Source organism: Chitinophaga sp. (assembly GCF_039596155.1).
Classification (GTDB): Bacteria; Bacteroidota; Bacteroidia; order Chitinophagales; family Chitinophagaceae; genus Chitinophaga.
Genome location: NZ_JBCNKF010000007.1, coordinates 33741 through 50221, shown reverse-complemented (window position 1 = coordinate 50221; position 16481 = coordinate 33741). Strand labels below are relative to the sequence as shown.

Annotated in this window: 11 protein-coding genes; 8 read left to right on the top strand and 3 right to left on the bottom strand. The window is 47.8% G+C overall.

All coding sequences use genetic code 11. The annotated features are described in order from the left end of the window. The first annotated feature begins 95 nt into the window (after nucleotides 1-95). The 4 genes from infB to ABDW33_RS08780 all read left to right on the top strand — a co-directional run bounded on the left by infB (nucleotide 96) and on the right by ABDW33_RS08780 (nucleotide 7847). A complete protein-coding gene (gene infB / locus ABDW33_RS08795; protein WP_343689689.1) occupies nucleotides 96-3734 on the top strand; it encodes a translation initiation factor IF-2 in 3639 nt (1212 codons plus the stop codon). A 110-nt stretch (nucleotides 3735-3844) separates the two neighbouring features. Then, nucleotides 3845-5227, top strand: a complete 1383-nt coding sequence (locus ABDW33_RS08790) for a peptidylprolyl isomerase (protein ID WP_343689688.1) — start codon at nucleotides 3845-3847, stop codon at nucleotides 5225-5227. Between the two features lie 82 nt (nucleotides 5228-5309). Beyond that, nucleotides 5310-7157, top strand: a complete 1848-nt coding sequence (locus tag ABDW33_RS08785) for an amidophosphoribosyltransferase (RefSeq protein ID WP_343689687.1) — start codon at nucleotides 5310-5312, stop codon at nucleotides 7155-7157. A gap of 189 nt (nucleotides 7158-7346) precedes the next feature. After that, nucleotides 7347-7847: a histidine phosphatase family protein gene (locus ABDW33_RS08780; protein ID WP_343689686.1), complete on the top strand. Its 501-nt coding sequence runs from the start codon at nucleotides 7347-7349 to the stop codon at nucleotides 7845-7847. 21 nt (nucleotides 7848-7868) lie between these two features. Here the strand turns inward: ABDW33_RS08780 and proC are convergent, their stop codons facing one another. After that, nucleotides 7869-8669 carry a pyrroline-5-carboxylate reductase gene (proC, locus tag ABDW33_RS08775; protein WP_343689685.1) on the bottom strand — a complete coding sequence of 267 codons (801 nt, stop codon included), beginning with the start codon at nucleotides 8667-8669 and terminating at the stop codon, nucleotides 7869-7871. A 128-nt stretch (nucleotides 8670-8797) separates the two neighbouring features. On the opposite strand from proC, the gene ABDW33_RS08770 reads away from it, so the two are divergent. Beyond that, complete coding sequence (locus ABDW33_RS08770) at nucleotides 8798-9310, top strand: thermonuclease family protein (protein ID WP_343689684.1); 513 nt, start codon at nucleotides 8798-8800, stop codon at nucleotides 9308-9310. Nucleotides 9311-9410: 100 nt separating this feature from the next. Further along, nucleotides 9411-12707 (top strand): AAA domain-containing protein, encoded by a 3297-nt coding sequence (locus tag ABDW33_RS08765; protein ID WP_343689683.1) that lies wholly within the window; start codon nucleotides 9411-9413, stop codon nucleotides 12705-12707. Between the two features lie 84 nt (nucleotides 12708-12791). Here the strand turns inward: ABDW33_RS08765 and ABDW33_RS08760 are convergent, their stop codons facing one another. Both ABDW33_RS08760 and dusB read right to left on the bottom strand, forming a co-directional pair. Beyond that, complete coding sequence (locus ABDW33_RS08760) at nucleotides 12792-13361, bottom strand: NUMOD4 domain-containing protein (protein WP_072358832.1); 570 nt, start codon at nucleotides 13359-13361, stop codon at nucleotides 12792-12794. 32 nt (nucleotides 13362-13393) lie between these two features. Next, nucleotides 13394-14464, bottom strand: coding sequence for a tRNA dihydrouridine synthase DusB (gene dusB / locus ABDW33_RS08755; protein WP_343689682.1), 1071 nt, complete (start codon nucleotides 14462-14464; stop codon nucleotides 13394-13396). A gap of 414 nt (nucleotides 14465-14878) precedes the next feature. Between dusB and ABDW33_RS08750 the strand changes: the two genes are divergently transcribed. Both ABDW33_RS08750 and ABDW33_RS08745 read left to right on the top strand, forming a co-directional pair. Continuing rightward, a complete protein-coding gene (locus ABDW33_RS08750; protein WP_343689681.1) occupies nucleotides 14879-15454 on the top strand; it encodes a CPBP family intramembrane glutamic endopeptidase in 576 nt (191 codons plus the stop codon). A gap of 103 nt (nucleotides 15455-15557) precedes the next feature. Continuing rightward, a complete protein-coding gene (locus ABDW33_RS08745; protein WP_343689680.1) occupies nucleotides 15558-16448 on the top strand; it encodes a phosphatidate cytidylyltransferase in 891 nt (296 codons plus the stop codon). Nucleotides 16449-16481 lie beyond the last annotated feature (33 nt).

Genomic DNA, 16481 nt, shown 5'->3' with positions numbered 1-16481 from the left:
GGCTTACTTGACAGGATTTTTTTTAAGTTATTGTTAATTGTTAAAAAGGAGTCCCGTTGATAAACGGGAAAAAAGGGGAGGCCCGAGATTACAATATGCCTGAAGTAACAAACAACACGCCGCGATTGCTGGCAGCAGCGAAAGAGTTTAATATTGGAAAGGAAACGTTGATCGACTTTCTTTCTAATAAAGGCTATGACATGGATGGATTCGGTTCACCCAATGCCCGCCTGACCTCTCAGATGTATACCGCCCTGCAATCTGAATTCCAACAGGACAAGGCTAATAAGCGCAAAAGCGATCAGATAGCCCTGCCCAAAGGAAGCGTGTTAGATGCAATGAAGAAGAAGGAAAAAGAAGAAGCAGAAGCAGCCGCTAAGAAAAAAGAAGCAGCTGCCAAGGAAGAGCAGCCCACAGCCCCGGTAGCAGAGGTACCAAAACCAGAAGCTAAACCAGAACCCAAACCCGAGCCGAAGGTGGAACAACCTAAAGCTGAGCCGAAGCCCGAACCCAAACCGGAGCCGAAGCCAGAGCCTAAACCTGAGCCTGTGAAGGCCCCGGTTGCCGAAGTTCCTCCGGTAGTGGTGAAGGAAGAGGTAAAACCTCAGCAACCGCCTGTTGCCCCTGTCGCTGAAAAAGCGCCGGAACCACAGTCACAGCCGGAAGCACAACCTGAAAAGAAACCAGATGCGCCAAGAATAAATGGTCCTAAGATCATGGGTACCATCGACCTCGATGCTCTGAACAGACATAACAAAAAACCTCAACCTGCTGCGGCTGCCAAAAGACCGGAACAGGAAGAGAAACAACCACCGGTTGCTAAACAACCAGAGCCAGTAGCTAAGGCACCAGAACCTGTTCAGGTACCGCCTGCACAACAGCAGACTGCTCCTCCGGTACAGACTCCTGCCGCGACAGAAAAACCTGCCGCCACAGAAGTAAAGCCAACGCCGGTACAACAACAACAACCAATAGAAAAAGAAAAAATTTCAGCGCCTGCTGCTGAAAAAACTGCTCCAAAAGCTGTAGAAGAGAAACAGGCGCCAGCTACCGAAAAACCGGCAGCTGCTCAGGAAAAAACAAAAGAACCGGCTGCAAAAGAACCAATTAAGCCGGCCGCACAGCATATGGACGTAGTTGCAGCAGCAGATATCACATCTGAGCAAGATGACAGCACCGGTTCTGCCGTGATTTCAAATATTCAGGCAGAAAAACTGACCGGTCCTAAGGTCATCGGTAAAATTGATCTCCCTGTTCATCAGGAAAGGAGAGACCGGGACCCTAAAGGCAATAATAACTTCAACCGCGGTGGCAATAATAATAATGCCGACAACAACCGTAAACGCAAGCGTATTATTGTAGAAAAGAAACCTGAGCCAATCCAGCCAGGTGATGAAGCCAACAAGGGCGGTGAAGGTAACCGCGGCGGCCATGGAAACCATGGCAACCAGGGTGGTAACCGTGATGGTAACCGCAACTTCAACAGAGATAACCGCGGTGGCGGCAACCGTGATCACAGCCACGGCGGCAATAACAACAACAATAATAATAACAATAACAACCGTCCGGGTGGTGGTCCAAGCAGACCACATACCGCACCTAACCGTGACAACCGCCCAGGTGGTGGTCAGGGTCATCAGGGTGGTAACCGCGGACCAGGAGGTCAGGGTCATCAGGGCGGCAACCGCGGTCCGGGAGGTCAGGGCCATCAGGGTGGTAACCGTGGTCCGGGAGGACAAGGTGGTGGTTATAACCGTGGAGGTGGCCAGTTCGGCAACCGCCCAGGTGGTAATAACTACAATAACCGCAACGCCAAACCTGAGGATAAGGAGATCGACAAAAACGAAATCCAGAACAAGATCAAGGAAACTATGGCCAAAATGGGCAATAGTGGAGGCCGAGGCAAAAACATCAAAGCTAAACAACGCCGTGAAAAACGTCATGAGCTCGCTGAGCAAATGGCAAACCAGGCCGGCGAAAACAACAAGCTCCAGGTTACTGAGTTCGTTTCTGTAAGCGAACTGGCCAACCTGATGGATGTAAGCTTTGCCGAAGTGATCTCGAAATGTATGGGTCTGGGTATCATGGTATCCATTAACCAACGTCTGGATGCAGAAGTAATCGAACTGGTAGCTGGTGAGTTTGGCTATGAAGTTGAATTCATCGGTGTTGATGAATCCGACGAAATGGAAGAAGAAGAAGTACAGGACAATGAAGAAGATCTGGTACCAAGAGCACCCATCGTTACGATCATGGGTCACGTTGACCACGGTAAAACCTCATTGCTTGACTATATCCGTAATGCAAACGTAGTATCTGGCGAGGCCGGCGGTATCACCCAGCACATTGGTGCTTACCAGGTAACGACCGCTGGTGGTAAACGCGTCACCTTCCTCGATACCCCTGGTCACGAAGCGTTCACCGCGATGCGTGCCCGTGGTGCCAAGGTGGCGGATATTGCCATTATCGTGATCGCTGCGGACGATGCTATCATGCCTCAAACACGTGAAGCAATCTCCCACTCGCAGGCTGCAGGTCTGCCAATGATCTTTGCGATCAACAAGATTGATAAAGACGGTGCTAACCCTGAGAAGATCAAAGAACAGCTGGCCGGTATGAACCTCCTGGTGGAAGACTGGGGTGGTAAATTCCAGAGCCAGGAAATCTCAGCGAAGAGCGGTCTGAACGTAGATGTTCTGCTGGAAAAGATCCTTCTCGAAGCTGAACTGCTCGAACTGAAAGCCAACCCTAACAGGGAAGCTTCCGGTAGCGTGATCGAAGCCTCTCTCGATAAAGGTCGTGGTTATGTAGCTACCCTGCTCGTACAGAGCGGTACGCTCCGTCAGGGTGATACAATCGCTTCTGGTTCTAACTTCGGTAAGATCAAGGCGATGTTCAACGAACGCGGTCAGCGTGTAGACTCCGCAGGACCATCTGCTCCTGTACAGGTGCTGGGTCTGAACGGTGCACCACAGGCCGGTGAGAAATTCAGAATGTATGAAAATGAATCTGAAGCGAAGGAAACTGCAAACCGTCGTGCACAGATCATACGCGAACAAGGTATCCGTACCAAGAAACATATCACACTGGATGAAATTGGCCGCCGTCTGGCACTGGGCAACTTCAAACAGCTGAACGTAATCATCAAGGGTGACTTCGATGGTTCTGTAGAAGCGCTGAGCGACTCCCTGCAGAAACTGTCTACCGAAGAAATCGTGGTGAGCGTAGTACACAAAGCAGTAGGTCAGATCACCGAATCCGATGTATTGCTGGCTACCGCTTCCGATGCGATCATCCTCGGCTTCCAGGTTCGTCCTTCTTCTCAGGCTAGCAAACTGGCAGAGAAAGAAAACATCGAAATCCGTACTTACTCCATCATCTATGACGCTATCGATGAACTGAAGAGCGCGATGGAAGGTATGCTGGAACCGAAGATCGAGAAGAAAGTGGTTGCAAACGTGGAAATCCGCGAAACCTACCGCTTCGACAAGGTTACCGTTGCAGGTTGCTTCGTTCTGGATGGTAAGATCACCCGTAACACACGTGTCAACCTGGTACGTGAAGGTATCGTGATTTACACCGGCGAACTCCAGTCCCTGAAACGCTATAAGGATGATGTGAAAGAAGTGGCAGCGAATATGGAGTGCGGTCTGAGTATCAAGAATTACAGCGACCTCAAGGTGGGTGATATCGTAGAAGGTTTCGAAGAAGTTGAAGTGAAACGTACGCTCTAATGCAGCCTGCATAAGGCTTTTACAGCAATAAAATTTTGTTAAAAAAATAAGCCGCTCTAACGCGGCTTATTTTTTGGTTATTTTTGAACCTCACTGTGCTATTAAACAATATGAATAAATTTTTGGCTTTTTCTGCAGGTGTGATGCTGCTCGGTCAGGTTGCCGCTGCACAGCAGCGAATGGTGGCGGATAAAATTGCCGCTATTGTGGGGGATAAGATCATACTGAGTTCTGATGTGGAAGGGGAGCTGGTAAATATGCAACGCCAGGTGCCGGATGGCCACCTACCTCCTGATGCAGCCTGTACGATCATGGAACAGATCATTGCTCAGAAAGTAATGGTGATTCAGGCAGAAAGAGACAGTTTGCCCGTAAGTGAATCAGATGTGGATGGTCAGATTGACAACCGTATCCGTTATTTCGAGCAACTGTATGGTAGCCGTGAAAAAATGAAAGAAGTAACCGGTTATTCTATATACCAGCTGCGTGAGCGCTTCCGTCAGCCTATCAAAGAAGGGTTGCTGGCCAAGGCTATGCAGGACAAAATCACCAATGCTGTAAAGGTAACCCCTTCTGAGGTGAAAAGATATTTCGATGGCATTCCTAAAGACAGTCTCAAATTCTATGAGTCTGAACTGGAAATAGGACAGCTGGTGATCATTCCAAAGGCAACGAAGGAGATGGAACAATACACCATCGACCGCCTGAATGAGTTCAAAAAAGAGGTACAGGAAAAGAAGGCAGACTTCGGTCGCCTCGCTATTCTTTACTCCCAGGACCCGGGTACCAAGGAAAATAACGGTATCTACATCCTGAACCGTACTGACAAGCAATGGGATCCTGAATTCCTCGCAGCCTCCTTCAGGCTCAAGGAAAATGAGATCTCTTCTCCTGTAAAAAGTCAGTTCGGTTACCACCTGATCCAGTGCCTGAAACGCCAGGGTGACAATATCACTGTTCAGCACATCCTGCTCAAACCAAACATCGGTAAATCAGATATCGCTGCTGCGAGAACTAAACTGGACACGATCCGTCAGAACATTGTAAACGGTAAAATAACCTTCGCTGAGGCAGTAAGGAATTTCAGTGATGAACCAATGTCTAAATTTACCGGCGGTATGCTGCAGAATAACGTGGGTGGCGGTACCCTGCTGACCATAGATCAGCTGGACCAACCTTCTGAAAGAGATATCGTGCTGATGCTCGATACCCTGAAACCAGGTGGTGTCTCCGCTCCGCAACAGTATACTGACGACGAAAACGGATCCACTAATCTCCGTATCGTCTATCTGAAGACGCGTACCAACCCTCACCGCGAGAACCTGAACGATGACTATGCACGTATTCAACAGCGTACACTGGCCATCAAACAGGCCGAGGCAAGAGATAAATGGCTGAGAGAAACAATCCCTACATATTACATCCATGTCGATAATGACTTCAAGAAATGCGGGCATATCGCTAAATGGATGGGGGCAGTCGCACAGAAGTAATTACTGAAAAGGCGGATCGAATCGATCCGCCTTTTTTGTTTAGGATATTTCAACGTAACTTTGCGCCTTCAATTCTAATGGGATGAGCGAAGCCATAAAACATGAATGCGGATTAGCATTTATAAGACTTAGAAAGCCTTTTTCTTATTATCAGCAACAATATGGAACGGTTTTCTACGGCCTCAACAAATTGTACCTGCTGATGGAAAAGCAGCATAACCGTGGACAGGATGGTGCAGGTATCGCCACCGTGAAGTTGAACACCGAACCCGGGGTTCCCTTCATGCACAGACTTCGAAGCAGCGCTCCCCAGGCCATAGGAGACATCTTCGGCAAGGTGCGGGACGAAATCGACGAGATCGAAAAGTACCAACCCGAAATCACCAAGTACCCCGGCCTCATGAAAGGCCACATGCGTTTCCTCGGAGAGCTCATGATGGGTCACCTCCGCTACGCCACTCAAGGTAAGAACAACGTAGAACTCTGCCACCCGTTCGTAAGATATAACACCGTACCTGCACGCAACCTTTCTATCGCAGGAAACTTCAACCTCGTAAATGCTGATGAACTGTTCAAGTTCGTAAATGTGGACCCGGGAGAAACTCACCGTAACAGTGACCTCGCCGCCATGCTGGAAGTGGTACACCATTTCCTGTGCAAAGAAGATGAAGTGCGCCAGAACGGGCTGGATGTAAAGAAGATACTGAAGGACGCCTTCTCTATGTTCGACGGTGGCTACCATGTATGTGGGCTGGTAGGTAGCGGTGATTCTTTCGTGATTCGTGATGCGCATGGTATCCGTCCTTCTTATTATTATGTGAATGACGAAGTGATCGTGGCTGCTTCTGAGCGTGCTGCTATCCGTACCGCATTCAACGTAGGTGAAAATGAAGTACTGGAACTGATGCCAGGTAACGCCCTGATCGTAAAAGAAAACGGCGAATACAGCATTGAGCAGATCCTGGAACCGAAAGAACGTAAAGCTTGTAGCTTTGAGCGTATCTACTTCTCCCGTGGTAACGACGAAAAGATCTATAAAGAGCGTACCCGCCTGGGTTACAACCTGGCAGAAAGAGTACTCTCTGACATTAACAACGACCTGAAGAATACCATCTTCTCCTTTATTCCCAATACCGCTGAGATTGCCTTTTATGGTATGCTCAAAGGCCTGGAAGACTACCTGAATAAGATCAAGGTGGAAAGGATCGTATCATGGGGCAAAGATTTCGATGAGGAGAAGCTAACCGAAATGGTGAACCGCCGGATCCGCATCGATAAGATTGCTATCAAGGATGTGAAGATGCGTACCTTCATCACTTCTGATACCAGCCGTAATGAGATGGTACAGCACGTATATGACATCACTTATGGTACTGTTCGCCCGGGTGTTGATACACTGGTGGTGATCGACGACTCTATCGTAAGGGGTACCACACTGCGTGAAAGCATCATTAAAATGCTGGACAGGCTTGGTCCGAAACGTATTATTATCGTTTCTTCTGCACCACAGATCCGTTATCCTGACTGTTATGGTATTGACATGAGCAAGATGGGTGATTTCGTAGCTTTCCAGGCTGCCATCGCCCTGCTGAAAGACCATGGTAAGGAGCATATACTGCAGGAGGCGTATGGTTTGTGCAATGAACTACAGCGTACAAACACCCTGCATGCACAGAATGTGGTAAGGAATATTTATAAACCATTTACTACTGAGCAGATCTCTGCGAAGATTGCGGAAATCATTACACCGAAGGGCATTAATGCGAAAGTGGATGTGATTTACCAGTCTATTGAAAGCCTGCATGAGGCTTGTCCTAATAACCTGGGAGACTGGTACTTTACAGGGAATTATCCGACACCAGGAGGGAACCGGGTAGTGAATAAAGCGTTTATGAACTTCATGGAAGGCAAAAACGAAAGAGGTTACTAGTAGAAAAATACCAAAAATAAAGCCCGTTGCGTTGCAACGGGCTTTATTTTTGGGCCGGGGCCAGGTGGAAAGCAACACCAAGTATTAATTTTACTTTAATTCCGCACTTCTGTTGCTGTATGCTCCATGAACTGATCCGGTAAAATCAGTAAATTAGTAAGTAACTAAAAGTCAATTATCAATTAAAGGATGAAAACGTTACTGCTGATCCGCCATGCAAAATCGAGCTGGAATGATCCGGACGTAGATGATTTTGACAGGCCACTCAACAAACGGGGCAAGCAAAACGCACCTGAAATGGCTAATCGTCTGCGCAGCCGGGGCATTATACCCGAACTACTAATCGCCAGCCCTGCCAAACGTACCAGGAATACGGCCCGTCTTATGGCCAAGGAATGGCACTACGACAAAGATGCTATACTGCTCGAAGATGAACTCTATCTCTGTTACGCCTCTACCTTCCTGAAAATGATCACCAAAATTGACGATGATATCGACACAGTCGCCATCTTCGCTCACAATCCCGGTATCACGGATTTTGCCAACTACATTACGCAGGAAATAAGGATAGATAATATTCCTACTTCAGGCGTTTTTGCTGTAAAAGCTAATATCGATTCATGGAAAGAGTTTGACAGCGCCAATAAGAGCTTTCTTTTCTTTGATTACCCCAAAGCGGAAGTAGTCTGAGCCCCGTTCTGTTTCTCCCTATTAATCTTTCTGAATCTTATTGTACGATACGGTGATTCCTTTGATCAGTGAAGAGCTGAATCCCTGGTGTTCCATCTCATTAAGACCAGCAATCGTGCATCCCTTAGGAGTAGTTACTTTATCGATCTCTTCTTCCGGATGACGTTTTTCACGTATCAGCAATTCTGCCGCCCCTTTCACGGTTTGAGCCGCGATCAGGTTTGCTGTGCGTACGTCAAAACCGATTTCGATGCCTCCCTGGATATTCGCCCTGATAAAGCGCAGTGCGTAGGCTATACCACAGGCACCCAGCACGGTAGCTGCGTCCATCAGCTTCTCGTCGATCGCGACGGTTACCCCCAGCTGGTCAAACATATCCTTTACATAGTCCTGCAGCGCCGGCGCCACGTTTTTGTAGCAAACACAGGTCATTGACTCCTGAATGGCAATTGCAGTATTTGGCATAGCACGTACTACAGCGATGCCTGTACCGCCCACCTTTTCCAGGTCATCCATAGATACGCCGGTCATCACACTGATCATTACCTGCCTGGTTGGATCAAAAGCACCCTGTACCTTGCTCAGCACTTCTTTCCAGTTGTACGGCTTGAGCGCAATAACCACAATCTCTGCATCACGAATGGCCGCATCATTGTCTGCGGTTGTGTTTACACCAGCTGCCTGAAATTCTTTCAGCGCAGTTACGTTCCTCCTGGTAATAGTCAGATCAGCAGGTGCAGAAAACCCGCTTTTCAGTAAACCCTGTGCAATGGCAGCACCCAGATTACCACCACCTATGATAGCTATTTTTTTGCTCGACATGATGTTCACTATATGCTTTAAATCAAGGGGAAGGTATAACAAGATATGCAGATGTGCAAATGAATCAGCCACAATGGTTAGGCTCTTCCGGGGAAAATTTGTTACTTCGCATCCCAAAATCCTATGCAATGCCTAAAATTTTTTTTAGAGTGATCATGTGTATGCTCCTTTGTCTGTTTACTCAGACAATTGTTGCCAGCCCTCCGAAGAAAATAAAAGGAAAGGTAGTGCGGATCATAGATGGGGATACATTTGAAGTGCTGGTGAAAAAGGAGACCGTGCGCATCCGGCTTTCGGCCATCGATGCACCGGAAAAGGGACAGGACTACTACCAGAAAAGCAAACAGGCATTGTCCGATTTGTGCTTCAACAAGACAGTAACGGTCGAACTGTTGCGAAAAGACAGGTATCAGCGCTGGATTGGTGACGTATATAGCAGCAAGGGTGAATATATCAATGGCTGGATGATAGCCGGAGGCCATGCCTGGCATTATACAGAATATTCTAAAAGTGCACCACTGGCAGCAGCACAAGCCACTGCCAAACGTAATAAACTGGGACTCTGGAAGCAGGCTAAACCCGTTGCGCCATGGGAGTTCCGCGCAGCCAAAAACAAGAACAGGAAGAAAAAGGCTGCTTAATTAACGACTCCTGATGATGATATCCCTAAAATAACGGCTATGCATAAGGCATAAGCGTTATTTTAGGGATATTTTCAATAAGGGAAATTTCACTTTATTTATGTCAGTGAATACCAGCGATAAAGCCCTCACCGGCCATATGTTGTATATGCGCCTGCTGGAAGCCGGAGACGGGCAGCAGCCACTAGCTACCCTGCGTTTTTTGCGGGGAGTGCTGGAGCAGTTATTCCGGCATCTTACGAGGAATGAAGCCCGCAGCTTCAGCAACCTGTTTGCCCGTATGCAGTTCTACTTCGATAAGCACGGAGTAGCGGCAGATCAACGACGACAACTGACCATTCTACGCATTCTCACCACCAAAGCTATGACTGGCGGCCTCCGTGCCGATCAGGAAGATGCACTGCTCTGTGTGCAAACCCTGGCCAATGTCATTGAGCAATATTATGAAGTACCCCAGCCCGAAACATTGCTGGAACGCTGCGCGCCTGTAGCGGGGAAAACCCTGATACAGGGACCTGTTGATGACAATCCCCTGGTGCCGCTGCTCAAATGCCTCGTGACAGGCATAGGTCCTTTGCAGACAACGCCTGACGGGGTAACATCATTTGTATTGCAGGGCAAGGATGATGAGGCAGGGGAATTCCTTATCAATATAAGTTCCGTTTACCAACCGCATACCAGTGCTCTGCACAAACAAGTGAGGGTATACGATACCCTGCATATATTGCATGCTGACTTCCATGCCGGCACTGCCCGGTACGAAGCCGTGAAAGCCACCCGTTTTATTCTGGAACCTGACCTGCTGATCGACATCAGTGACCTGGCAGAATGCTTTGGTCGAAGTGGTCCGAATCCATTTTTATACCTGGTCAGGAAACTGGTACCACAAACTACCGGTATTGCTGCTTTCAAGGGTAATATTGTCAACTCTCTGCTAGACAATGTATTGCGCCATCCGGAGATGAAGTTGCGGGAGTCCTTTGTAGAATCGGTAGCTGAAAATGTTCTGCAGGCGGTCGGCTATGGGAAGCAGGAGTTAAACAGCATGTATGCCGATATCCGTGAAAATCACTGGCCTAACCTGCTGGAAGCTTCCAGGGAACTGAGAGACCGGCCGGTACGAATAGAGCCCACTTTCTTTTCAGCACTCTATGGATTGCAGGGGCGCCTGGATATCCTGGCAGAAGATGACACCGATCCTACCCGTAAAGAGATCTTCGAACTGAAGAGTGGCAGGGCACCGGACTTCGGTGCCTGGAAGAACCACGAAATGCAGGTAACAGGGTATAACCTGTTGCTGCAATCTACCTTTGGCGATGAGCGCTGTGGCAGCTCGGCGATCCTCTATTCTGCTGCCGCCAACAGCCCCTTACGCAACGTGACCAATAACCGGCCTGCGGAAAACGAACTGCTTGCCCTGCGCAATGAAATCGTATCCCAGCTATTACGACTCTCAGCCGGAGAATATGACATACTGGAAAAGATCACGACACTGGCTGCGGAAGGCTTACCTTCATTCAGCGTGGTGCATTTTGCCAACTTCGAAGAAACGTACGGCAAAGCCAATCCGTTGATGAAAACCTATTACCAGCAATTTCTCTCTTTCTTACTCAGGGAGTTTCTGCTGGCCAAGTGTGGCATGTATGCATCCATGCACAGGGAAGAAGATGCAGAAGGATTTGCGGCTCTCTGGCTGCAACCTGAATCAGAAAAGCTGTCACGCTTTACGATAATACCCGGCCTCTGTTTTCAACACTTTGATGAAGCGCAGAGTAGTGTAGTATTTACGATCCAGGCACCGGTCAACCACAACTTCCGCCCCGGAGATACGGCCATCATTTACCCGAGGGATACCACCGGACTGGCACCATTACAGCACCAGATCCTTAAAGGCAGGGTAGATGAACTACAAAAAGACCGGCTTACATTCTCACTGAACAACCGGCAGATCACCCACGATTTCTTTGCATACCAGCAGCAATGGGTGATCGAACACGATATTTATGAATCCAACTTCTGGATTTCAGCCACGGCACTGTTTCATGTACTGGAACCTCGTTTCGCTGCCAGAATGGAGCTTCTATTGGGTATGCGCGAACCAGTAAAGGTGCCGTTTCCCCTTCCAGCCCCTAAAATGTTTAACAGCAACCAGCAGGAGATCCTGCAGGCGGCGCTGGATGCAAAAGACTATTACCTGGTACAGGGTCCTCCGGGTACGGGGAAGACATCTTCACTGCTTACTGCGCTGGTGACTACCCTGGCAGCAGCAGGCACCCAGATGATGATCGTAGCTTTTACCAATAAAGCGGTAGATGAGATCTGTAAAAAGCTGGAGAGTAAAGGTGTACAATACCTTCGGCTGGGAGGACGGCGTTCGGCAGCAGAACATCAATTGAGAACCTATTGCCTGGAAGGGGATTTAGACCAGGCCAGGGCTTTCATTGCCAACCAGCAAATTTTTGTGGCAACTGTTGCTACCATGGCTACCAGACTACCTAATCTACAATTATTAGGGGTCAGAACAGATACACTCATCGTAGATGAGGCCTCTCAATTGACAGAGCCACAGCTCCTGGGATTGGTGCTTCCCTTCAGGAAATTCATACTGATAGGTGATCAGAACCAGCTACCTCCTGTGGTGGCACAATCAGATAACTTTTGTATGACAGCATCCCCGCTGTTGCAGCATGTGGGGATCTCAGATCTGCGCTGCACATTATTCGAACGATTGATCCATGCCTGTAAGCAAAACGGGTGGCATCATGGGTGGGGAATGCTGAATACCCACTTCCGGATGCACAATGATATTGCGGATCTGATCAATCATTATTATGCCCACCAGTTATCACCGGGGCAGGCCTTACAGGCAGCGCCTTTTGTAAAGCAGGATATAGGAGAGGGTAATTGGGCGGAGATCCTTTCGCAGGGAAGGACCATCTTTCTCCCCAGTCCGATGGAGCCCACGTCCAAAATGCATAGGACAGAAGCACAGCAGGTAGTATCGTTACTAACGTATCTGCAGGAGAGCAGGGGAGCTGCTTTCAACAAAGAATTGGTAGGTGTGGTAACGCCATGGCGCACCCAGATCAGTCTGATCAGAGAGCTGATAGGGACCAATGAGGCGTTGCAGGCCATCAATATCGACACGGCCGAACGTTTTCAGGGGGCTGAGAATGATATTATTATTATTTCACTGGCGGTATACCATCCTACGCAGTTGAATATGCTGCAAAGCCTGGGTACATTCCGGTGGGAAGAGCATACGATAGAGGTGGACAGGAAGCTGCTGGTAACATTGTCGCGGGCGCGGCAGCAGGTGATATTGATGGGATATGAGCCGGCGCTGCGTGGTAGTTTACACTATGGGAAGGTGCTGGATAAGATCAGGGCACAATAAAAAATAAAAAATAAAGCCATCTACCATAAGGCAGATGGCTATATGTCAGACAACATCATATGATCATTCCTGACTAGTCAGGCTTTAATCCAGAGTAACATGGCTCCAGTTTTCACCGCTTTTGATACGGTATAACTGCATTTCGCTGATATCGAATTGTTCAGCGATCTGTTTCATGGTCTTGCGACCAGGTTTGGCCAGTAAGCGCTTGATGCTCTTTACTTTAGTAATGTTCAGTTTCAGACCTTTGACGCGGTTACGTTGTTTTTCTTTGTAAGCGAGTTTGGCGGGGCTGAATTGCTGGTGGGCTTCCATTTCTTCTTTAGTAGCCCATTGGAGGTTTGTGGCTTTGTTGTTCTTTTTGTCGTAATCGATGTGAATCACATACTTGTGAGAACGACCGGGCTTTTTGTTAAATAATTTCGCTACTTCTCTGTGTAGGTACAGTGACTGATAACTATCAGCGGGTTTTACATTTAGCACGGTATAACCTTCAACGGTAGAGCCGGAGAGCAGTTTACCGTCAGTTATCTCTTCATAATAGCTAATCACTCTTCCCATGTTAGATACTGCATACTTTTTACGCAGGGCAGATTTGTTTTTGATCTGCAAGTCTTTCCAGACTTCATTTTTCAGATTTTTAATCGTGGCCATGTGAAAGAAAATTTAATAGTTGAACCTGGGGTTTATCCGTAAACGTTACAATCTGCTACTTCATTGTCTAAGTTTACTGGCAGGCTGGAATTATCAGGAAGGGGAGAGGCCCTTTCTATAATGTGACCTTTGTAATGTTCTGCTATTGTATCTAAAACTTCTTCTACTGCTGCCAGTGTACTGCAAGTTACTAATTGTTGCCTGAATTCTTTTATGTGTGGTAGTCCTTTGAGATAATTCGTATAGTGCCGGCGCATTTCGAGGATACCTACTACGGCCCCTTTCCATGCTACGGATTGTTGCAGGTGTTTTTTACATACGTCGACCCTTTCCTGCACAGATGGAGGGGGCAGGTGTTCGCCTGTAGCCATAAAGTGTTTGATCTCATTGAAGATCCACGGATATCCTATTGCAGCGCGGCCTATCATAACGCCGTCTACGCCATATTTCGCACGGGCGGCGATGACTTGTTCGGGGGTGGTGATATCGCCGTTGCCAAAGATCGGTATATGGATACGGGGGTTATTTTTGACTTTCCCGATAAGGGTCCAGTCGGCATGGCCTTTATACATCTGGGTGCGGGTGCGCCCGTGGATAGTGAGGGCCTGGATGCCTACATCCTGTAATCTTTCGGCTACTTCTTCAATGTTCTTGGTATCATCATCCCATCCCAGGCGGGTCTTTACGGTGACAGGAAGTTTGGTCGCTTTCACTACGGCTGCGGTCAGTCGTATCATCTTGGGAATATCTTTCAGGATACCGGAGCCGGCGCCCTTGCATACTACTTTTTTTACGGGACATCCGTAGTTGATGTCCAGCAGGTCGGGATTGGTAGCTTCCACGATCTGAGCGGCCATGGCCATAGGTTCTTCATCACCGCCGAAGATCTGGATGCCTACCGGACGCTCTTCAGGGAAGATGTCCAGTTTCTGCCGGCTTTTGATTGCGTCACGTATAAGTCCCTCCGAAGAGATAAACTCGGAATACATCAGGTCAGCCCCCTTATCTTTACACACCGCACGAAAGGGTGGATCACTTACATCCTCCATGGGAGCAAGTAATAGCGGAAAATCACCCAATTGTATGTTACCTATCTTTACCATCTTTTTCTGTTAAGGGTTGACCAAGGTGCCGGAATTTCCCGGATTGCAATTGCCAACTCAATTTCACACTGTAAATTTACGCAAAATTAATCTAAGACCGGTTATATGAAGCAGTACCCACCGTCCTTTCAATTTGCAATATTCATTGGCTTTTTTATCGGTTTCTACCTGCTTTATTTTCTATTTTTAATTATTGTTTTTCCTCATATCAGCGGGTATACCATTTTTACGCTGCAAAGTCTGGATTCGTCGGTTCCTAAAGTTCTCGGCTATAGGAAATTAACGCAAATACTTTATACTTTAGTCGTTTATCTTTGCCCGGCGTTAATTTTTGCCAGATTAGCTGCGCCTAAACCTCTGGAATATCTTTCCATGCAGCGTGCGCCGAAGTTTATACCGGCTATATTAGCAATTTTGATAATCCTTGTAAGTTTGCCAATGGTGGACCTTTCCGCTCAATGGAACCTCACCTGGCCTGTGTCTGAAACCATGCGTATGCAGGAAGAGGTAGCAGAAAGGATGACACGCGATCTACTCAAAATGGACTCATTTTCTACTCTATTATTGAATATTTTGTTTTTCGCGGTGATGCCTGCCATTGCTGAAGAAGCGTTTTTCAGGAGCGTTGTACAGCGACTTATGATTAAAATGATGCCGGTCAAGAATGGCGCATGGGTAGCCATACTTGTTACAGCACTGCTATTCAGTGCAGTACACATGCAATGGTTATCGTTTGTACCAAGGGTGATACTGGGGTTCCTGTTGGGAGTGATCTATTATCTCTCCGGAAATCTCTGGTTGTCCATTCTGGCTCACTCCATCAATAATGGGTTGCAGGTCGTATTAATGTACCTGTTCCAGATGCACCTGATGAAAACCGATCCAATGGCAAGCGGGCAATCCAACTGGCTGGCGGCCATTGCAAGTCTGGTACTTACGGCTCTGTGGGTATGGTTGCTACAGCGCCGTTCCAAACCAGCCATTCAATAGCAACCTGTTGAGTATAAGACACATTTACGTGGTAATTTTACAGATACCATTTGCATGGACTGTTTATTTTACCCATTTTTGTACAAACTATTCTCATTAATAGATGAAAACATTCTTTACCCGTACAGCTTCGGCGTTAGTTTTTGTAGCGATCATGCTGGCCGGTATCCTATACAGTCCGTTTACTTTTTTCCTTTTGTTCTTCCTGGTTAATTTCTTTGCCCTGAAGGAATATTTCAAACTCATCAGGCATATCGATCCTGACTATGGCAACGTATCTGAATGGCATAAAACCGGGGTATTGGTGGCCAGCTGCGCATTGATCCTTTCTTTTACGGGAGATCATTTTGCCGGCGGGAACCTTTCTTTGGGTTTTCTGGGCTGGTGGATCGCCATCATCTTTGTGATGGTGCTACCTATCGGTGAAATACTCCTGAGCAAGGAGTTTTCCCTGAAAAACATCGGTTATTCTGCAATGGGCCTGTTATATATCACCGTTTCTTTTGGTTTGCTCATTCACCTTTGTCTAAACTATGGCACCATTCGTTTTACCGCCGGACCAGATGGGGTAGGAACAGGACCAGGCTGGCTCATTCCTTTGTTGCTGATCATCTTTATCTGGATTAATGATACCATGGCTTACATCGTGGGATCCCTGATAGGAAAGACCCCGTTTTTCCCTTCCATTTCTCCTAAAAAGACCATCGAAGGCACAGTGGGAGGGATGATCCTGGCTGTTGCGGCGGCTGGGGTATATGGTTACTACTGGGGGAGTCAATGGCTGGCGCTCCAACACTGGATGGCGCTGGCGGGCCTGGCAGCTGTGGTAGGGACCGCAGGCGATCTCATGGAATCCAAACTCAAGCGCATGGCGGGGGTAAAAGATTCCGGAAATATTATGCCGGGGCATGGAGGGTTTATGGATCGCTTTGATTCCCTCATCCTGGCGGCGCCCTTTGCGTGGATTTACATCCATTTCTTCGCAATGATTTAACTTTGTATTCGCTTTAACCAAACTATATCACCT